The sequence below is a fragment of the Paracidobacterium acidisoli genome, assembly GCF_003428625.2.
GTDB classification, from domain to species: domain Bacteria; phylum Acidobacteriota; class Terriglobia; order Terriglobales; family Acidobacteriaceae; genus Paracidobacterium; species Paracidobacterium acidisoli.
In genome coordinates this window covers 392064-412544 of record NZ_QVQT02000001.1, presented here as the reverse complement: position 1 = coordinate 412544, position 20481 = coordinate 392064, and the positions used below count along the sequence as shown (strand labels likewise).

Below are 20481 nucleotides of genomic sequence, written 5' to 3'. Positions count from 1 at the left end.
CGGGGTGAGCCCTCCGTAAGAAACTTAGTGTTCGCGCTCCATCGCGCGTTTGTAATTCGTCAGCGCCAGCAGCGGAAAGTAATCGCGGTACTGGTGATACGCGAGATAAAAGACCCGCGGAAAGCCGGTGCCTGTATAAATCGCCTGGCGTGTTCTGCCGTGGCCCAGGCTTTCGTCCCATGAGCCGTCCGGCTGCTGATGCGCCAGCAGCCATTTGATGCCCTTGGCCACCGAATCGCTGCGTGTATCGCCGGCCGCCAGCAGGCCCAGAATCGCCCACGCCGTCTGTGACGGTGTGCTGATGCCCACGCCGCGCGTCACCGGATCGTCGTAGCTGCCGCAGCTTTCGCCCCATCCGCCGTCGGCGTTCTGCACCGAGCGGATCCACTCCGCAGCCTGCTGCACCTGCGGCTCGTGATTCCACACGCCGATCGCCTCCAGGCCGCGCAGCACCAGAAATGTGCCGTAAAGATAATTCACGCCCCACCGGCCAAACCAGCTTCCGTCCGGCTCCTGCTCGACGTAGATGAATTTGATCGCCTTCTCCACGCGCTTGTCGCGCCGCGTGTAGCCGTACGTGGCCAGCGCCTCGAGAATGCGTCCCGTGATATCGACCGTCGGCGGATCGAGCATCGCGTTGTGATCGGCAAACGGAATATGCTCGAAGATCATCTTCGTGTTGTCTTTATCGAAGCTCGCCCATCCGCCGTTCCGGCACTGCATCGAGAAGATCCACTCGATCGCCCGCTGGCACACGTCGTACTGATACCGCTCCCGCGGATTGTCGATCTTGTTCAGCGCCAGCAGCACCTGCGCCGTGTCGTCCACGTCGGGGTAGAACTCGTTGTTGAACTCGAAGTACCATCCGCCCGGCTCCGCCTTGCGGTTCTTCACCGCCCAGTCGCCCTTGTGGCGCACTTCCTTCGACAGCATCCAGTCCGTCGCCTGCAGCAGGCGCGCGTCGTTGCGCGAAACCCCCGCCTCGCCCAGCGCATACACCGCCTGCGCCGTATCCCATACAGGAGACATGCACGGCTGCATGCGGAAGGTCGGCTCCGGATAATCCGCCGTGCCGTTCGGCTCGTCGATGCCCAGCTTCTCGAACTCGTCCATCGCGCGGATCACCTGCGGATCGTCCAGCGAGTAGCCGAGGCAGCGCATCGCGATAATCGAGTTCAGCATCGCCGGATAAATCGCGCCCAGGCCGTCCGTCATCTCGAAGCGCTCCAGCATCCACTTCTCGGCCTTCTTCAGCGCAATCGCCCGCAGCGGACGAATGTGTACGCGCTCCAGCCAGTGCACCACGCGGTCGCACAGCAGAAAGAAGTTCCGCCATCCGATCTTCTTCTGCCGGTCCATGCGCAGGTGCAGGTTCGCGTTCTCGCGTCCGCCCACAAACAGCTCATCGATCCCCTGCTCGGCGGGAATCTTCTTGAAGGGCTTCTTCGCGTAGGTAATCGAGAGCGGCACCAGAATCGCGCGCGACCACGACGAGATCTCGTAGATGTTGAAGTAGAACCACTTCGGAAAGAGCACGATCTCCGGCGGCACCGCCGGCACCGCGTCGTACTCGTACTGCCCCAGCGAGCAGAGATAAATCTTCGTGAAGGTATTGCAGGCCGTTACGCCGCCATGCGCCAGAATCCACGCCCGCGCCTTCACCAGGATCGGGTTCTCCGGCTCCATGCCCATCAGCTTGCAGGCAAAGTAGCATTTGACGGAGAGGCTGATGTTGCCCGGACCGCCCGGATAAATCGACCAGCTCCCGTCCTCCTGCTGATAGCGCAGAATCTCGGCCAGCGCCCGCCGCATCTTGCCCGCATCGCCGGTGCCCAGCAGCACGTGCGCGAAGATGTAGTCGGCTTCGAGCATCGCGTCGGCTTCGAGCTCGCCGCACCAGTAGCCTTCGCCGTGCTGCATCGAGAAGATGTGATCGCGGGAGCGAACGGTCGCGCGTTCCACATCCTCGAGCGACGCATCGATGCGCCCGAATTTCACGCTGCCGTTCTGACGACCGTCTGCCGCCGGAGATGCTTCGCCTGCCCGCTTCACGACCGGGTCTTCTGCTGATCCGGATTGCGCAGTGCCTGTTGGTGTGCTCATGCCGTAGCTGAAATCATTCCTGCCCTTGCAGCGGCTGTCTGGTTAGACAGATGCCGCGGTGGTTTTGGGAGCAGACTGGATCGCCTGCACGATCTCCGGCGGCAACCCGAAGCGAACATTCTCCGGCATCACTTCCACTTCATCCACTTCGCCGAAGCCCTTTGCATTCAGATAACTGACCACGCCTTCCACCAGGATCTCCGGTGCCGAAGCGCCCGCCGTCACCGCGACCGTCGATACGCCCTTCAGCCATTCGGGATCGATTGCCTCGGAGTTGTCGATCAGATAGCCCTTCGTTCCCAGATTGCGCGAAACCTCGACCAGACGGTTGGAGTTCGAGCTGTTGTTCGATCCCACCACCAGCACCAGGTCTGCGTTGTGCGCCACGTTCTTCACCGCCACCTGGCGGTTCTCCGTCGCATAGCAGATATCCTGCGAGTGGGGGCCTGCAATCTTCGGAAACTTCATCTTGAGCGCGTGAATGATGTCGCGCGACTCATCGAGCGAGAGCGTCGTCTGCGTCAGATACGCAACGCGCTCCGGGTCGGGCACCTCGAGCGTCTGCACTTCCTCGACGCTGGAAACCACCTGCGTCACGTCGGGCGCTTCGCCCAGCGTGCCTTCAATCTCATCGTGATCGCGATGTCCGATCAGCACCAGCGAATAGCCCTGCTTCGCAAACTTCACCGCCTCCACATGGACCTTTGTCACCAGCGGGCAGGTCGCGTCGATCACCTTCAGGCTGCGGTCCTTCGAGTGCTGCCGCACCGCCGGCGAGACGCCGTGCGCGCTGTAGATCACGCGCGCGCCCTCCGGCACCTGGTCGATGTCCTCGACGAAGATCGCGCCCTTCTCCGCCAGCTCATTCACCACAAAGCGGTTGTGCACGATCTCGCGGCGCACGTAAATCGGCGCGCCAAAGGTCTCCAGCGCAATCCGCACAATGTCGATGGCACGCACCACGCCGGCGCAGAAGCCGCGGGGCTTGAGCAGAAGAACGCGCTTTGCCTTGCTGGAATCAGGGGCCTGCGTTGTGCTGTCTGGCCCGGCAGTGCAGGTCTCGAGAGTGGAGGTAGTCACATCCTGCAGTATATCGTGGCGGGCCGCGGACCGCGAAGGTTTTTGCACCGCAGCCTGTGCCGCGCAGGCGCGAAAATATTGAATCTTCGCGCCTTGCCCGTGCATTGCCGCTTCGTCGTGCCGTATCTCCGCTGGTTCTCCCCGGCCCGTCTCGTTGTTTCTTCCGGGTTAGGGAGTTATTTGCCCGGGTCAGGGAGCCACAGCGATCGTCTTCCGCAGCCGGATATTGTCCGACGAGCTGCCCACGCGAATCTCCACGTGATCCGGCTCCAGCACCCATCCGTTCTTATCGTCGCTCCAGTACGCAAGCTGCTGCGCCTTCAGCGGCAGAGTCACCGTCTTCGTCTCGCCCGGCGCCAGGCTCACCCGGTCGAAGCCCTCCAGCTCTTCGTTCGGCCGCGCCACCTTCGATCCGGTATGCGCGACGTAAAGCTGCACCACCTCGTCGCCCGCGCGCGATCCGGTGTTCTTCACCTCCACGCTCACCGTCACGCTGCCGCCGCCCTTCATCTCCTCCGAGCTCAGCTTCAGATCGGAGTAGGCAAACGTCGTATAGCTCAGCCCGTAGCCGAAGGCATACAGCGGCTTCTGCTTCGCGTACATGTATGTGCGCCCGTCGCGAATGTTGTAGTCCATCATCTCCGGCAGGTCGGCCATCGAGGCCACCCAGGTCTGCGTCAGGCGTCCGGCCGGGTTGTAGCTGCCGAAGAGCACATCCGCCAGTCCCGTGCCTTCTTCTTCGCTGTTGTGCGTCATCTCCACAATCGCCGGAACGTTTTCCTCGGTCCAGTTCGTCGTATACGGAAAGCTGGTGTTCAGCACCACAATCGTGTGCGGATTCGCCGCGTACACCGCCTTCGCGATCTTCTCCTGCTCCAGCGTCAGCGTCTGCCGGTCGATCGCCTCCTTGCCGTCGCTCGGCACCGGGCAGACGTTCCAGCCCGAGTCGCACGTCGGATGGTTGCCGATCACCACAATCGCCACGTCTGCGCTCTTCGCCAGCGCCGCGGCCTGCTCCGGATCGCTGCCCTTCGAGAACGCGACCTTCACGCCGCTGCCCACGGCATTCCGAATGCCCTCCAGCGGACTCACCGCGAACGGAGGCGTGCCGCTGTACCAGTCCAGCGCCACGATATCGGCGTAAGGACCGATCACGGCGATCGACTTCAGCTTCGACGCATCCAGCGGCAGCGTGTTGTTCTGGTTCTTCAGCAGCACGATCGACTCATCGGTCACCTTACGCGCCAGCGCCTTGTGGTCCGCCCAGTCCCACGGATCGCCCTTCGCCGCGTCGTTGTCGTCGATGCCGATCTTCGCGTACGGCACCTGCGCCACCGGGTCCATCATGCCCAGGCGGATCATCACCCGGTACACGCCGGCCAGGTTGCGGTCGATATCCTGCTCCGTGATCAGATGCTGCGCCAGCGCATCCTCGACCGACTGTTTGTAGTTGTCGAGAAACTGATTCACCCCGGCATGGATCGCTCCCGCCGCCGCCTCGGCCATCGTCTTGTAATACTTGTGGTGCGTCACCATGTTGGTCAGTGCGCCGGCGTCGGTGCAGATGATGCCGTCGAAGCCCCAGTCCTTCATCACCACATCGCGCAGCACCGGCTGCGCCGCCATGGGAATCCCGTTCCATGCGTTGTAAGAGGTCATGAAGGCATCCGAGTGGCCCTCCTCCACGCCCATGCGGAAGGGAACCGAGTAGTACTCGTGAAAGAGCCGGTCGTCGAAGTTCGACGACGAGCCGTCGCGCCGGTTCTCATTGCTGTTGGCCAGGAAGTGCTTCATCAGCGACGAGGTCTCCCAGTAGCGCGGATCGTCACCCTGCAGGCCCTTCGCAAACGCGACCGTCAGCGTGCCCACCAGAAACGGATCTTCGCCGTACGACTCCTCGCTCCGTCCCCAGCGCGGATCACGCGACAGATCGGCATTGGGAGCGCGCACCACCAGCCCGCCGCGATGATATTTGCCGAAGGCGTAGCGTGTCTCAAAGGCCTCGACCGCTGCGGCCTTCTCGATCAGCGCCGGGTCCCACGTGTGCCCCAGCCCGCGCGACTGCGGAAAGGTCGTGGTGGGAATGATCGCTTTGCCGCGTCCCTCCCATCCGCCCGGTCCGCCCAGCGCGAGGCCATGCAGACCCTCCACGTGGCCCGTGCCCACCACGCCGAGCCGCGGCACCGAGGGATCGGTGCTCAGCGCCTGAATCTTCTCCGCCGGCGTCATCCGCGACAGCAGATCGCTGATGCGCTGATTGGCGGGAAGCGATGGGTTCTGAAAAGGGTATTGGTACTGTTGCGCGCAGGCCGGAAGCGCCATCAGCGCGAGGAAGGCTGTCGCCAGTCGAATCTTCAAATTTCACCTTCGTCTTCGTGGTTTGCGTTGGCGGAAAGGATCATACAACGAACGAAAAAAAAGGGGTGGAGCATCTGGGCCCACCCCTTTTCGTGAAACAGCCGGAGACCGCTCAGAAGCTGTACTTGAGTGACAGCTCCATGATGCGGGCGTTGCCGGCCTTGGTGTCTTCCGTGCCCCACGTCTCGCCCTGGGCGAGCTGCAGTGCGCTCAGGTTGGGAGTGAACGTATGTCCATCCGGCGTCGTGTAGTTCAGCGTGATGTCGTTGTTCGTGCTGAACCCGTAGAGCGGGTGGTTGAACGCGTTGAAGGCCGATGCGCGGAACTCCATCTTCTGACGGTCGGTGATGCCGAAGGTCTTGAAGACGGTCAGATCCGTGTTGGTGTACGACGGTCCGCTGAGGTACGGCGAGATCTGCCGGACGCCCTGCTGGCCGATCTGCGGCGCGCTGAAGCAGGAGAGGTTCGCAAGCTGATGCGAAGCCAGCCCGCTGCGCGGGTTGCAGGTCAGAACCGGCAGAATCGACTGCGCGTTCGTGCCGAAATAGCTGTTTGAGGTCAGAGGACCGGTGATGGTGCCCTTTGCATCGACGTAGTTGAGCGTCATGCCGAGGTTCTGCGTGTATTCGGCCTGCAGGTTGCCGCCGGACTGCCACGTGGTGATGCCCGAGATCGTCCAGTGGTTGATGGCCCCGCCGGCAAAGCGATTGCCGTGGTAAACATCGCCGAAGGCATACGCGTAGGAGGTGTTGACCACCTGCGGACGATCGATATTCAGAACGCCGTAGTTGCCGTGCACCGAGAAGGCGTCGACGGTGCTGTTCACAATGCCCAGCGCCTTCGACCACGTGTAGTTCAGGTTGAACGACAGATGGCCCACCTGCTTCAGCCACGCCAGCTGCAGCCCGTTGTAGTTCGAGTAGCCCACGTGCTCGTTGACCGTGATGCTGTTGCTGCCGTAGCCGGCATAGTACGGGTAGTAGTCGATGATGTTGTACGACGACGTGTTATCGGGATTGGCAGGCGCCGCCGCTCCCGTAACCGGGTCCTGCTGGAACAGTCCGCCCAGCGGAATCTTGTTCATGTTCGAGAAGCCGCTTCCGCCGATGTCCGAGCCGCCGCTCTGGCCGCCCATCAGCAGCTGGTGCGTGCTGTTGCCCACGTAGGCGATCTCGAACAGCGATCTCCACGGAAGCTGCTTGTCCACCGTCAGGTTCCACGCGTAGGTCAGCGGCATGCGGTGATCGTTCGCATCGGCCGCCTGTACGCTGCTCGGCAGGCTGCCCAGCTTCGATCCCGCGCCCGACACGCCCAGCGCGTTGATCTCGCTCAGCGTAATCGCGTCGCCCACCGGCGAGTTATACGTTGAAACCTCCTGCGCCGTGTTCAGAGCGCCCGCGTAGTCGTTGTACTGGTCGTTCCAGCGGTATTCGCCCCATCCGCCGCGCACCACGACATTGCCGTTGCCCTGCACGTCGTAGGAGAAGCCGAAACGCGGTGAAGTGAACGCGATGTTGTCCGGCGAGCCGCCCACCGGAATACCGGGGTTGATGGCGTGCCACGAAATGCCCGGATAAGCTTTGCCCGTTCCCAGGTCGAAGGAGTACTGGCCAGGCAGCCACACCGCAAGACCCGTGCCCTGACGGTCATACCAGCGTCCGATATGATCCCAGCGAATGCCGAGGTTCAGCGTGAACCGCGGCTTCACCTGCCATGTATCCATCACATAAGCCGAGGTCGTGCGGTACGCCATATCCGTGTACGGCTCGGAGCTGGCCTGCTGGAAGCCGCTGCCGCCCGTTCCGTTGTTGGCAATGCCCATCACCAGGTTGGCGACGGGGTTGTAGGAGCCGATATTTACCTTCGGATTGTTCATATCCGGCAGCGGGCCGTTCTTGCCCGAGAAGTACAGGCTGCCGTTGACATTGGCAGCGGTGCCCTGGAAGTTTCCTGCCAGCTCCGTGAAAGCTCCGAACTTGAAGGTGTGGTTGCGATACACCTTCGTGATGTTGTCTGAAAAGGAGGGGTTCTCCTTGCGCAGCGGATACGTGCCGTTCGGTTCCCAGTAATCGGCCTGTGAAAGATCCGGGAAGGTCTGCGGGCCGGCGCTGTTGATCGACGGCGCAAGGCTCGATGCGGAGTTGAAGATCGTTTCGTACGGATAGCCGAGCGTCGACTTGTACGCCGCTGACAGATTCGTCGGCTTGTTCGGGCTGTTGACGTAGCCCCACGCCGCCACAAACTCGTTGGTCAGCGTCGGCGAGAAGACGTGCAGGAAGTTGCCCGTCAGCACGCGCGAGGTAGTGGGATTGTTGATCAGGCCGCCCTGGTAGAGCACCGCATTGGCCGGGTTGTAGTAGAGGTGCGCAGGCGTCGTGTTCGTGTCGTCTCCTTCCTGGTAGGTCACGAACAGCTTGTTGTTCTGGTCCAGGTTGTAGTCCACGCGCACGCGGTACACGTAGCCGTTGTGCTGCGTGTTGATCGGCTCGAAGTAGTTGAAGCCGCCGGGGGTGGTCTCCGGGTTGGCGTTCGCCGTCGGAAACATCTTCATGATCGACGCAGCGCCGGGGTCCAGATACTGCTGCGAAATCATTCCGCCCGTGATCTTCGTTCCGTCGGGCGCATAGCTTCCGGTCAGATCGTCGCACCATGTGTTGGTTGCCGTGGAGTTGAAGCCGCCCGGGCAGAGCGCGCCGTTGCCGTCGCCCGAAGAGGTGAAGTTGCCCGCGCGCATCCCCGCGCTGGGCACATACGACTCAAGCGGCGTCACCGCGGGCAGGTTCTGCGAGTAGTACTCGTAGCCGCCCCAGAACAGCAGCTTGTCGTTCTTGTTGAAGTCCGTGCCGGGAATGCGCACCGGACCGCCGATATTCCCGCCGGGATAGTAGTAAGCCGCCGTCTGCCGCGCCGCGCCCTGCCTGTTGTTGAGCCAGGTGTTGGCGTTCAGCACATTGTTGCGGGCATACAGATACGCCTGTCCGTGGAAGGTCGCGCCGCCCGCCTTGCTGATCGCGTTCACGATCACCGGACCGTTCGGGCTGTCTGCGCCGAAGTTCGAGGTCTGCACCTTCACCTCGTCCGTCATATCCGGATTCACCACCGCAATCGACCAGCAGTTGCAGCCCGGATCGATGATATTGGCGCCGTCCAGCGTGTACGAAGTGCCGCCGCGATAGGGCGCGCCGTTGGCCGAAAGCCCCACGCCGATGGTGCTGCCCGTCGAGCCCGAGTTCGAAAAGTCGAAGCCCAGGCCGTTGCTCGTGCCGTTCGCGACGCTGGTCACGCCGGGCAGAATCTTCAGCAGCTCCGAGATGTTGCGGCTCTCGATCGAAAGCTTCTGAATATCCTGGCTGCTCAGCACCGCCGAGCGCTCGCCCGAATCGATCGGCAGAATCTGCGACGCCGTCGCCTGCACCTGGACCGTCTGTCCCGCGCTGCCCACCGCCATCTGAATGTTGGGCACCTGGCGAATATCGCCCGGGTTCATCGTGACGCCGGTCTGCGACCAGTTCTCAAAGCCTTTGGCCTGGATCGTGATCGTGTAGCTGCCCGGCTGAACGCCGGCAAAGGTAAAGTAGCCGGCTGAGTTGCTCGTGCTCTGGCGCCGGTCGTGCGAGGCATCGTTCAGCAGCGTCACCTGCGCATTGGGAATGACAGCGCCGGACTGGTCCTGCACCGTGCCGGAAAGACTGCCTGTGGTCAGCTGCGCGTGGGCTCCGAGGGAAATCAATAACAACGCCAGCACCAGCGTCGGCAGCAGTGTCCATGACACGGCTGACTGGCGGGTTCGGGCAGAAGAGGAAAATACATATTTCACAATAGGTCTCCAGGTAAAGCGAAAAACGAACGTCCAGGGGCCGGGCGCGAGCCTCTGTCCTGTCTCCCCGGGGGGAAGAAGACGGCAGTTCTCCCGCATCCCTTGCAGGGGATGTATGTGGTTCGTGGGGTTAAACCGATTTAGCTCGACAACGTGGATGAACGAATTTTCTGCTTCGCCTCTGGTTGATCTGTGGTTGTCAGGGTTCGCCGGCTTCCCGGCAAAGGAGGACAACAAACCCTCTTCGCCGCCGGTACAGGGGTGAAACTGAAAACGGTTTCCCGTTTTGCATGATGCGCTTTCTGAAGCAGTAAAACTGTTTAGTAGCGCACGGCGTATAACATTAAAGAACCAAAACAAGGGTTGTCAAGCTTGTAACATTGCGCACTTTTGTGTATCCGTTTTCACTCAGCCGGAATTCATTCATAAAACAGGTGTTTTCCAGGTTTACGAATTTGCCGCACAGAACCGGTGCAGGTGCCGGCACAGAAAAGTTCCGCAGGCTCTCGCGAAAACCCGCCAACCGGTAAAGGCCCGGCTGCGGCCCGGCCTCACGGCAAAAAGCCGTCAGTTTTCTTCTGCCAAAGCGGAGCGCGCAGCCGTCCTTGCCGGAATCGTCTCCGGCTGCCTTCGGGCGAAAAGCTGCCTGACAGAGAAAGCACACGGAGGCCGATCCTGAAGCGTCTCCCGCCTCAAAAAAAGATTGCCCCTGCGCCGTTATGCCGATTAATTATGGCCGATTATTTGTTTTCGAGAAGATGCAGTTCCTTGCCCGGCTTGAAGCGCACAGCCTTGCCCGGCGTGATGGAGACTTCGGCTCCGGTGCGCGGATTTCTGCCGATCCCGGTCTTGCGCGGGCGCACACTGAAGACGCCGAATCCGCGGAGCTCGATACGGTCGCCTTTGGCCAGTGCCTTCTTGAGGCCATCGAATACCGTGTCGACCGCTGCCTCCGCCTTGTTGCGCGGCAGACCGGTCTTCTCAATGACGTGGTGGATGATGTCCTGTTTGATCAACGTCTTTTACCCCGGGTCAGGATGTAACCTGCAGAAAAACCAGCTTATTCGTGATGCTAGAAAGCTTTTCCCGCATTGTCAATGCAATGTGTCTCCCGTAAGATGCAGCTTCCGGCCTGGATTCATATCGGGCACGGACAACACCGAAATTCATCCGGGGAGTTACATGTCGATCAAAAGCGATCGCTGGATACGCGAGCAGGCGCTGAAAGGGATGATCGAGCCCTTCAGCGAAAAGCAGGTACGGGAGGGAGTCATCTCCTATGGATTGTCGTCCTATGGCTACGACCTGCGCGTCTCCGACGAGTTCAAAATCTTCACCAACGTCAACAGCGCCATCATCGATCCCAAAAACTTCGACGAGCGCTCCTTCGTCAGCGTGCAGTCTGAATCCGTCATCGTTCCGCCCAACAGCTTCGCTCTGGCGCGCTCCATCGAGTACTTCCGCATCCCGCGCGACGTGCTGACCATCTGCGTCGGTAAATCCACATATGCTCGCTGCGGCATCATCGTGAACGTCACCCCGTTCGAGCCGGAATGGGAAGGCTTCGTCACCCTCGAGATCTCCAACACCACGCCCCTCCCCGCCCGTGTCTATGCAAATGAAGGACTTTGCCAGATCCTCTTTTTTCAGTCTGACGAAGTCTGTGAAATCAGTTACGCTGACAGGAAGGGTAAATATCAGAAACAGCAGGGGATTGTGCTGCCGAAGCTCTGAGATGTTCCCGGGCAGGGCCCATGCCAGTGAAAAGCGAGAACGAGGAATCGTCGATTCGGATCGGACTTCTGGACTTCGAGCCGATCCGTGTCGCCGGATTTCGATCTATCTTCGACGACGGATCACGGGTCGAGGTCGTAGCCACCGATCTTGACGGAGCCCTGGCCAACGGGACCCTGGATATGGTGCTCTTCGGGCTGCAGGAGCCGCTCGCGTCCTTCGAGCTCCTCGCAAAGATCAAATCCCAGCGTCCGCGCCTCAAGCTCATCGTCATGGGCGACAACCGCGACGACGAGACCATCATCAACGCCATCGCCGCCGGCGCCAAGGGGTATCTCGAAGAGACCGCTTCGCCCGAGCAGGTCATGCAGGCCATCGACGTCGTCGACAGCGGCTCCATCTGGGCGCCCCGCCGCGTCTTGTCCATCTTTGTCGACCGCATGCTCAACTCCTCCTCGCGCCCCGTGCGCAGGCACAACATGCGCTTCACCCTTCGCGAGCGCGAGGTGCTGAATCTGCTCATCGCCGCCCGCTCCAATCGCGAGATCGCTCAGACCCTCGGCATCGAGGAGCGCACCGTCAAGGCCTACATCGCCCGCCTCATGCGCAAAGTGGGCGTCGACAACCGCATCGCCCTCTCCATCCACGCCGCCAGCCGCGAGCTGATCGGCTCCGAAGAAAAATAGAGCGTTCAGTTCATCAGTTTTTCTCCCTTCTGAAGAATCTCCGGATACCAGGACCAGGTGCCGGGTACGGGTGCCCCTTTACGCTCCGAAGAATCGGGGTGCCCCATCTTCGCCGCCCGTTGTTGGCGGCTAAGGTGGGAAGGCCGGGTGCCCCATGTCCGTTTTTTCGGATATTGGGATTGAAAACTCTTTCCCCTGTCGCCCCGACACCCTGCCCTCTGTCATCCCGAGCGCAGTCGAGGGATCTGTGGTTCTCGTCTCGCGTCAGCGAGACCCGGTAGAAGCACCGGGCTTTAGCCCGGTGACAAAAGCGCCCAAACAGCGGGGCTTCAGCCCCGGCCGGAAGATTTCCCAAAACGATCCACCCCAGTCCGCACTCCTGTTCCGGTGGTGCCGGTCTGGTAACTTGCCAGATGGTTACCCTTCGATTACTTTGGGACAGTAGACTTCTGTGACTTGCAGGTAATTTGCAGAAGAGACTAAGAATAGTTTCACGCAGATCTGGGGAACGGGGCTGGTGGCGAAAACAGGCAACTGTCAAACCGCAGCCCCTATTTTTTCGGGTCCCGCCCTTTTCTTTTTTTCCGCCCTCCCTCAACCTCAGCTCAAGACTCTGCATCTATCTGCAGGAGCCTCCCTTGCCGCTCTGCCGTTTAATATCGGTAAGGAGACAGCGGAGGACTGCGCCGCAGCAGTATCATGGCGTCGCCGTGCCGACATCCTTTCGATGGAGAAAGCGAAGACTATGAAGAAGTGGATTGTGATTTTGTGCCTCGCCGGTTTGTCCATTCCCGCCTTTGCGGCGAGTGACAAAGCCAAGCTCGATCAGCGCATGGACAGCGCCCGAGACGTCATCAACGCCATTATGGCCGTGCCCGACAGGGCCATTCCCGACTCCATCCTGCGTCAGGCCACCTGCGTCGGCGTCATCCCCGGTCTCGTCAAAGGCGCGTTCATCGTCGGCGCTGAGTACGGACAGGGCGTCGTAACCTGCCACACGCCCCGTGGCTGGAGCGCTCCGGTCTTCATCCGTCTCGCCGGCGGCTCCTTCGGCTTCCAGATCGGCGGACAGGGAACCGACCTCGTCCTCGTCGCCGTCAACGACAAGGGCTTCCAGGATCTGCTCAAGAGCAAGTTCAAGATTGGCGGCGATGCCTCTGCCTCCGCCGGACCGGTTGGCCGCAACGCCCAGGCCTCCACCAACTGGAAGCTGCAGTCTGAGCTCCTTACCTGGTCGCGCAGCAAGGGTCTCTTCGCCGGCATCGACCTGAACGGAGCCACGGTCAGCGAGAACAGCGACGACACGGCCACGCTCTACGGCGCGCCGCACAGCTTCGAAGAGATCCTTCGCGGCAACGTGCTGCCCCCGGCCTCTTCGCTGCCCTTCCTCCGCACCGTAAGAAAGTACTTCCACGCTGCGAACGCGGCTCAGTAAAAACCGGGTACAAACGAGGACCGGTAAAACGGATACCCTCCCCGCTGAAAAAAGCGGCCTGCTCTGCGGGCCGCTTTTCTTTTGGAGCGTGAATCTCTCTGCCTGCCCTACGCCGGCTCCGGCGCCGCCAGCACTTCGTAGGGACGCATCATCTCGTTGTCTTCATGCTCGAGAATGTGGCAGTGCCACACGTAGCGGCCTGCGTAGCCCTCGAACGGTACCAGAATGCGCGTCACCATGCCGGGATCGGCGCGCACCGTGTCCTTCCATCCCGCCTCGAGCGCCGCCGGAGCCTCCACCGGCCCCATAAAGCGCAGCACGCCCTTCGACTGATAATCGAACGTATCGAAGCGCCGCCTGTCGAGAATGCGGAAGCGCACCAGGTGCAGGTGGATCGGATGCGTATCGTCCGTCAGATTCACCAGCTCCCATATCTCCGACGTGTGCAGCACCGGCTTCTCCGTCACCGGAGCATGCCACGGCGTGTTGTTCAGCAGCATCCCCATCGACCGCTGCACGTCATCCATGCGCTCGTCGAGCGTCAGCCGCCGCGTGCGCGCCGCGTTCGTCTCATCGAGCTGCACCGCCGGCGTGTGCAGCACCGCCGGCACACGGCTCGTGTCGGCCGCGCCCTTCTGCGCCACGCGAAACTGCAGAATGTCGAAGGAGTCGCTCACCATCGTCAGCGTCGCTCCCGCCATCGGCGCAAAATCCACCACAATATCGGCGCGCTCCGCCGGAGCCAGCGGCAGCCGCTTCACCGTCGCCGGAGCCTCCAGCAGCCCCTGGTCGTTGGCGATCACCTGAAACTCCGCATGGTTCGACAGCGAGAACCGGTAGAAGCGCCCGTTCGACCCGTTGAAGATCCGCAGCCGATACCGCCGCGGCTCCACCTCCAGATACGGCAGCAGCTTTCCGTTCACCAGAATCGCATTGCCGAAGACCTCCGGCACCCACGGCCGCTCCGGAAATTCCGACACCGGATACCGCAGCTGTCCCTCCGTATCGAGCAGCCGGTCTGCAACCAGCAGCGGAATATCGTACGCGCCTGACGGAAGCTCGAGCTCGTCCTCGCGCCGGTCGCGGATCAGGAACATCCCCTGCATGCCCGCGTAGATATTCAGCCGGTTAATGCCCATCGTGTGGTCGTGATAAAAAAGCTGCGCCGCGTGCTGCGCGCAGGGATAAAAGCACGTCTGCACCTGCCCCGGCGTCGTCCAGCTTTCGGGATAGCCGTCGCTCTCCGCCGGCGTGCGTCCGCCGTGCAGGTGCACCACGCTCCGCACCTCCGGCGCGCTGCGCTCCGCTCCGTGCAGCGTGTGATCGATCGGCAGAAAGTGCCGCTTCGGCAGCTCGTTCACCCAGTCGACGATCATTCCCTGGCCCGACTGCGTCTCGATCGTCGGCCCCGGAAACGAATCGCCGAAGCTCCACATCCGCGTCGGCTTCAGGTCGCGATGCACCTTCACGCGCACCTCGCGGGCCGCGATCCGGTAGTACGGAATCTTCTCCGCGCGATTTTCCGGATTCGCCCGCAGGCCCTCCGGCCGCGCCACCTTCGGTACCGGCAGCGGATCGACAAACGGCTTCAGCGTCGAAGGATCGAGAGCCGCCGCTTTGGCCGTCGATGCCTGAGCCTGCCCGGAGGCCGAAGCCCGTTCCAGCCCCATGCCGGCCAGGGCCAGTCCGCTGTGTTTCAGAAAAGCGCGTCGCGTGCTGCGCGAAAGAGAGGACATTGCTTCTTATTTTCGCCTGAGATCGTTCTGCGGCCGCAGCCGCCTTAAAAAGACTGCGCCCGCGCTCCTGGAGAGAGCGCAGGCGCATTACAGAGTGCAGCAGGGAACTTAACGGCCTCCGAAGCCTCCGAAGCCGCCATCGCCATGCCCGGAGCCGCCGTTCGTCAGCACCAGACCCGTCGAAGGATCGAGTACATACACGCCGCCGTTATCGCGCCGGTTGAAGTCGAACATGTTGTTCACCGATCCCGCGATCGCGTCGAACGAACCGTTGCCGATCCGCTGGCTCTTCAGCCAGTTGTCTTCGATAAAGCGGATGATCGAGCTCTGATCCGTCAGCGTGTGATCGACGTAGTTCTGCTTCGACCACGGCGAGATCAGCATCAGAGGCAGACGCGGACCATAGCCGCAGCGGCCCTGCGCATGCTGCACGTTGTTCGGACCCGGCAGAGCCGTCTCCGTGCCGTTGCCGCACTGTCCGGGAGCCGTCAGCGCGTCGGCGGCCGTCGTCGACTGGTTCACGATCTGGCCAAGCTGATGATCGTACCAGCCGTCCGAATCGTCATAGTTGATAAACACCGCCGTCGAAGACCACTCCGGCTGCGTCTCGAGGAAGTTGATCACCTGCACCACGAACGCCTGCTCGTCGATCGGGTCCGAGTAGCCGGCATGCGCGTCCTGATAGCCGGGAGCCTTCAGGAAGCTGACCGCCGGGAAGTTCCCCGCCTTGACAGCAGCGAAGAAGTCGCTCGTGTCGTACTGGTGGTTCGCACCGTCGCCCTGCTCGCCGATGCGGCGCACAGAGGAGGGACGCGTGTGCTTCGGGTTCGCCGTCGACGTGTAGTACTGGAACGGCTCGTGGTGAGGAATGTAGTCGGCCTTGTTCGTGTTCGTGATGGCCGAGGTGTGCGAGCGCGAGCAGTTGGTGGTGCCGTTGGGATTCTTCGCCGTCAGGTCGAAGCCGCCCTCGAACCAGCCCCAGCTGATGCCCTTCGCATTGAGCAGATCGCCGATGTTCTGGCCCGTCATCTGCACCACCGCGCCGGTCGTCGTCGAGCAGACGTCGCCGATCGGATCGGCATCGCTGATCAGCGTGTAGCCGCCGCTGCCGTCCTCGATCACGTCGCCCGTGGCGTTCATCTGGTCGCCCACGCCATTTGTCTGGCCGGAGATCAGATTGATCGCGCCCGGCGTCGAAGGACCGAAGTTCGTGTCGTAGGAGTTGTCGTTGATCGCGTAACGCTGCGCATAGTTCCACAGCGCCGTGACCGTGTTGCCGTCGTAGTAGCCCATCACCAGGCCGTTGGTCGCCTGTCCGGTCGGCGGAGGTCCGGGCGTTCCCGTGTACTGCGGGAAGGAGTCCATCAGACCGCCGTGGAAGGCTTCCTGTTCCGGCGTGTAATCGTGGTCCTGGTCGGCCGTCGCGGCCTGCGAGCGGTCCAGGCGGAAGGGATTCGTGGCGCCCGTGCCGTTGCCCGTCTTGTTCAGTGCGTTGGGATTGTTGTACAGCAGCGCGTCGGTATATCCGTTGACGCTCGGCGTGCCGGGAGCGGCAACGAACCGTGGTTCACCCTTCGGATTCAGCGCAGTCGGATAGGTGCCGAAGTAGTGGTCGAACGAGATATTCTCACCGAAAATAACGACGACGTGTTTGATGGGAGTTGCTGTGGGGCTGTCCACCTGGGCACTGGCCAGTGCGGGACCGCCCATCTGGCTGGCAACCAGAATGGCTGCCAGCGATGAAGCGAGAGACCTTTGCATCACTGCTCCTCCGCGCCGGATTGTTTTTCTCCGACCTGAAGTTTGTAACGTTCACCGGCACTCGCTGGGTTACAACGGGATTACGGAACGAACAATATTTCCCGGCTCTTCCATCCGATTACCAACGCACGCCGCTTCTGGTTACGACAGCGAATTCCGAAAGACACAAGCCCGAAAAAAAGCGCATGCAGCAGGCCGGTGCCTCATGTTCGCGCCTTCATACAGGAGCAGAAGTTTTCAGATTTTTTTAAGATTTCCAGTCTGGCCGCGGTGCCCCATCTCCGTGTGTTCGGACATGGGACTGAAAACTCTTTCCCCTGTCATCCCAAATCCCCCCAACATCATCCCGACTTTCCCTGTCATCCCAAATCCCTCCCTTGTCATCCCGAGGGAAGCCGAGGGATCTGCATTTGCTTTTTATGAGGCTGGGTATTCGCAGAATCCGGGTGCCCCATCTTCGCCGCCCGTTGTTGGCGGCTAAGGTGGGAGGGCTGTATCGCATTTCAGCCCCGTCATAAAATCCGGATGCCCATGTCCATCTCTTCAAACATGGAATCGATGCCTTCTTATCTCGCGTCAGCGAGACCCGGTAGAAACCCCCGGCTTTAGCCGGGGGAAAGAGACAAGGAGAAAAGAGGGGTTTCAGCCCCGGCCTTGCCAAAGCACGAAATCGCCCGGGTGCCTGTCCCTCACAAACCGGGCCGCCACTCAGGAGCGATGTGCGAAGGCCGCAGACGGACCCGTCGTATCGGCCTCATCCCCCAGGTGCATGGCTGCGATAAGACCGTTGTTCACCGTGAACACGTGGAGAACTTCGCTGTCCGACAGAACCTCTCCCTGAAGGCTCCTGACCAGCTGGTGTACCCTCACGCGGACCCTGCCGCCGTCTTCCACGCTGATCTCCAGCGGTTCGACACGGGGATCGAACTCGCCCCATTGCCGGGTCCAGTAGGCGCGGATCTCTTCCTTTCCCACAACCCTGCCGCCCTCTGAAGCTCTGGGCCAGCTCACGTCTTCCGTCATCAGCGCCAGTGCACCATCGATATCCCGCCTGTTGAATGCGGAGTACGCCTGCTCAATAAGGCTCCTGTTATCTGCCATTCATCCTCCTCCAACGCCTGCCGTGCACTTCGCTTCCTGTTATCCGCCAGTGCACGCTCAAAGAACGTGCGCACTGCGCCCGCAGGTCAGCGAATTTCGAACATGTCCCCGATCCTGAGCTGGTGATAGCGCTTTTGCAGATCCTGCGAGAGATTCATTTTCAGCTCTTCCGGATAACCGCGAGTCCAGAACGAAATATCCTCCCGCACCTGGTACGTGCCGAAGTGCTGGGGAAAAATGTAGGACGGCTGCAATCTGTTGATGAGAATCATCGAGCGGTCGGTATACATATTGTGAATCGTGGGCGAAACGAACAGGACATCGATGTTCTTCAGGTTCAGGTGCTCTTCGGTGAGCACCGAATCGCCGGGCTCGAGAATTCGCTTGCCCCCGATATTGAACACATAGCCGCAGTTGTGCGCGATATTGTCGACAAAGTCGGGTTCGCGAGTCAGCACCGTGAAATCCTGATTGCCGTGAATCGCATGGATCGGCTCCACGTGAATACCCTTGATGTCGAAGGGGTGCAAAGGCTCGGGAACGATGATCCGCTCCTTCGGAATATTCAGCGAAGCGACCTGCCTGAGACAGCTTTGTGGCAGCACAAACGTGGTCCGGCTTCCCTGCGCAAGCCCCCTGATGGTGGACACATTGCAGTGATCGCCATGCTGGTGCGTCACAAACTCGATGTCCAGTTCACCAGCCAGCTGCTGCGGCGTTAACGGCGGCGGATGGATCTTGGGATAGGATTTGTCACCGGCCTCCAGATCGAGGTCGGTACCGATCAGCAGGTCCCCCGACTTGACCAGCCAGCCTGAATTGCCCATCCACCACACGGCCATTCCCTGATGGTGCCCCTGGATTTCTTTCAGAATCACTTCGCTCGATCGATTCTGCTGCGCCCACAAGGGCATACAGGCAGCGGCAAGGAACAGGACCGACGACAGCGCCTTCGACATAGATCTCATTCTTCTCCTTTGGTCCGTACCGGCGCCGGCTTCTTTTCGATTCTGCATGAAATGGCCGCCGCGAATTGGCTTCAGAACAAAAACTTCACAGCCAACTGAATGTACCGCGGATGGTTGCCGGCCGCATTTCGTGTCGGTATCTGTAAACGCCCATTCCCGGAAGCTCCTGCCTCCGGCGGCATCTGCACTTTCTTTACCCGATCCCCGTCCATTTACACTGGAACTTTGTTCGAACTGATGCGGGAAGCCCTTGAATTTGCCGTTGTCTGGACGCTGGTAAAGCTGCTGGGGGCACTCCCTCGCCCTGTCGCCCGCCGCGCCGGTGCCGCAGTGGGAGCAGCCGCCTGGCGCATTCTTCCCCGTCTGCGCCGCGTCGGCATCCGCAACCTCGAGCTGGCCTTTCCGCAGATGCCCGCCGCCGAGCGCGAACAGGTTCTGCGCCGCCTCTACCGCAATCTCGGCTGGCTCCTCGCCGAGTTCTGCCGGATGCCGCGCTACACCCGCGAAAACACCTCCGGCTTTCTGTGCTGCGAGGGGCTCGACCACTACCTCTCTGCCCGCGACCGGGGCAAAGGCGTCCTCATTGTCACCGGCCACCTCGGCGCGTGGGAGCTCTCCAGCTTCTACCACTCCCTCATGGGCTACCCCATGAGCATGGTCATCCGCCGCCTCGACAACCCCCGCGTCGACGCCCTCGTCAACAGCATCCGCTGCCGCCACGGCAACCGCGTCCTCCACAAAGACGACTTCGCCCGTGGCCTGCTCGCCGCCATGCGCCAGGGCGAGACCGTCGGCATCCTTATGGACACCAACATGACCCCTCCCCAGGGTGTCTTCGTGCCTTTTTTTGATCACATGGCCTGTACCGCCTCCGGCCTCGCCCGCGTCGCCCTCAAAACCGGAGCCGCCGTCCTGCCCGGCTTCATGCTCTGGGAAGAGTCCGGGCAGAAATACGTCCTCCGCTTCGGTCCGGAGATCCCTCTGGTCTCGACCGGCGACAGCGAAAGCGACATCGTGGAAAATACCGCCCGCTTCACCTCTGCCATCGAGCAGGCCATCCGCACATACCCGGACCAGTGGCTCTGGGTCCATCGCCGCTGGAAGACCCGTCCCGAAGGGGAAAAGCCCGTCTACTGATCCCACGGTAGCCACCCGGTATCTGACCTGAGTCCTGTCAAGCATTCATTTCAAACAGACGTCGTAAGCTGCACAAAATAAACATGATTTTTCCTTGCCGGGATTGGCATGGAGTTTCGCGCCGCTCCTTACAATAGAGACGGCGGCAGAAAATCCATACGGCAGGTCATCTGTGAGCAGGCAGACAAAGATCGTGAGTCATCGGACCCTCTGGTCGATGCAGAGAGCGCGTACTCACGCGCCCGATCCTCATCCTTTTAGAATCAGCAGTTTAGCCGGGGATAACCGAGGTAATCCCCTCATAAATCGCTGATTCAGAAGGAGTTGCTGGACATACCCCCCACAATTAATTCCTTCTCTTGTCATCCCGACCGCAGTCTTCGCTTCGCAGAATCCGGGTGCCCCACCTTCGCGAACCGGGGTCCCCAGCGCACGCGGTGTTCGTGCGCTGGGGTGGAGAACCGGGGTCCCCGGCGAACAAAGTTCGCTGGGGCGGGAAGCTAAGGTGGGAAGCGAAAGATGGGAGGCGTCATCGCTTTGTATCAGGGCACGGCTTCAGCCGTGC

At 61.2% G+C, this 20481-nt stretch carries 13 protein-coding genes; 4 read left to right on the top strand and 9 right to left on the bottom strand.

Annotated features, from left to right (window positions below):
* Positions 1-24: 24 nt before the first annotated feature.
* The 5 genes from shc to D0Y96_RS01750 form a co-directional block, all read right to left on the bottom strand.
* The gene (gene shc, locus D0Y96_RS01770; RefSeq protein ID WP_117297616.1) at positions 25-2103 is read right to left on the bottom strand and encodes a squalene--hopene cyclase; all 2079 of its coding nucleotides are present in this window, start codon (positions 2101-2103) and stop codon (positions 25-27) included.
* Between the two features lie 42 nt (positions 2104-2145).
* Complete coding sequence (locus tag D0Y96_RS01765) at positions 2146-3183, bottom strand: 4-hydroxy-3-methylbut-2-enyl diphosphate reductase (RefSeq protein WP_199480147.1); 1038 nt, start codon at positions 3181-3183, stop codon at positions 2146-2148.
* A gap of 189 nt (positions 3184-3372) precedes the next feature.
* A complete protein-coding gene (locus tag D0Y96_RS01760) occupies positions 3373-5541 on the bottom strand; it encodes a glycoside hydrolase family 3 C-terminal domain-containing protein (protein ID WP_252263376.1) in 2169 nt (722 codons plus the stop codon).
* Positions 5542-5653: 112 nt separating this feature from the next.
* The gene (locus D0Y96_RS01755; protein ID WP_350448945.1) at positions 5654-9358 is read right to left on the bottom strand and encodes an outer membrane beta-barrel protein; all 3705 of its coding nucleotides are present in this window, start codon (positions 9356-9358) and stop codon (positions 5654-5656) included.
* A gap of 740 nt (positions 9359-10098) precedes the next feature.
* Positions 10099-10374 carry an HU family DNA-binding protein gene (locus tag D0Y96_RS01750; protein WP_117297611.1) on the bottom strand — a complete coding sequence of 92 codons (276 nt, stop codon included), beginning with the start codon at positions 10372-10374 and terminating at the stop codon, positions 10099-10101.
* A gap of 166 nt (positions 10375-10540) precedes the next feature.
* On the opposite strand from D0Y96_RS01750, the gene dcd reads away from it, so the two are divergent.
* The 3 genes from dcd (at position 10541) to D0Y96_RS01735 (ending at position 13213) form a co-directional block, all read left to right on the top strand.
* Positions 10541-11092, top strand: a complete 552-nt coding sequence (gene dcd, locus D0Y96_RS01745; RefSeq protein WP_117297610.1) for a dCTP deaminase — start codon at positions 10541-10543, stop codon at positions 11090-11092.
* Between the two features lie 20 nt (positions 11093-11112).
* Positions 11113-11778, top strand: a complete 666-nt coding sequence (locus D0Y96_RS01740) for a response regulator transcription factor (protein ID WP_117297609.1) — start codon at positions 11113-11115, stop codon at positions 11776-11778.
* A 745-nt stretch (positions 11779-12523) separates the two neighbouring features.
* Entirely contained in the window at positions 12524-13213 is a 690-nt protein-coding gene (locus D0Y96_RS01735; RefSeq protein ID WP_117297608.1) for a lipid-binding SYLF domain-containing protein, read from the top strand.
* Between the two features lie 107 nt (positions 13214-13320).
* Here D0Y96_RS01735 and D0Y96_RS01730 read toward each other — a convergent pair whose 3' ends face one another.
* The 4 genes from D0Y96_RS01730 to D0Y96_RS01715 form a co-directional block, all read right to left on the bottom strand.
* Complete coding sequence (locus D0Y96_RS01730) at positions 13321-14949, bottom strand: multicopper oxidase family protein (RefSeq protein ID WP_117297607.1); 1629 nt, start codon at positions 14947-14949, stop codon at positions 13321-13323.
* A gap of 108 nt (positions 14950-15057) precedes the next feature.
* On the bottom strand, positions 15058-16710 hold the full coding sequence (locus D0Y96_RS01725; RefSeq protein WP_117297606.1) for a phospholipase C: 1653 nt from the start codon (positions 16708-16710) through the stop codon (positions 15058-15060).
* A 708-nt stretch (positions 16711-17418) separates the two neighbouring features.
* Entirely contained in the window at positions 17419-17811 is a 393-nt protein-coding gene (locus D0Y96_RS01720) for a nuclear transport factor 2 family protein (protein ID WP_117297605.1), read from the bottom strand.
* Between the two features lie 86 nt (positions 17812-17897).
* Positions 17898-18779, bottom strand: a complete 882-nt coding sequence (locus tag D0Y96_RS01715; RefSeq protein WP_158562130.1) for an MBL fold metallo-hydrolase — start codon at positions 18777-18779, stop codon at positions 17898-17900.
* Positions 18780-19016: 237 nt separating this feature from the next.
* On the opposite strand from D0Y96_RS01715, the gene D0Y96_RS01710 reads away from it, so the two are divergent.
* A complete protein-coding gene (locus tag D0Y96_RS01710) occupies positions 19017-19916 on the top strand; it encodes a lysophospholipid acyltransferase family protein (RefSeq protein ID WP_117297996.1) in 900 nt (299 codons plus the stop codon).
* Positions 19917-20481 lie beyond the last annotated feature (565 nt).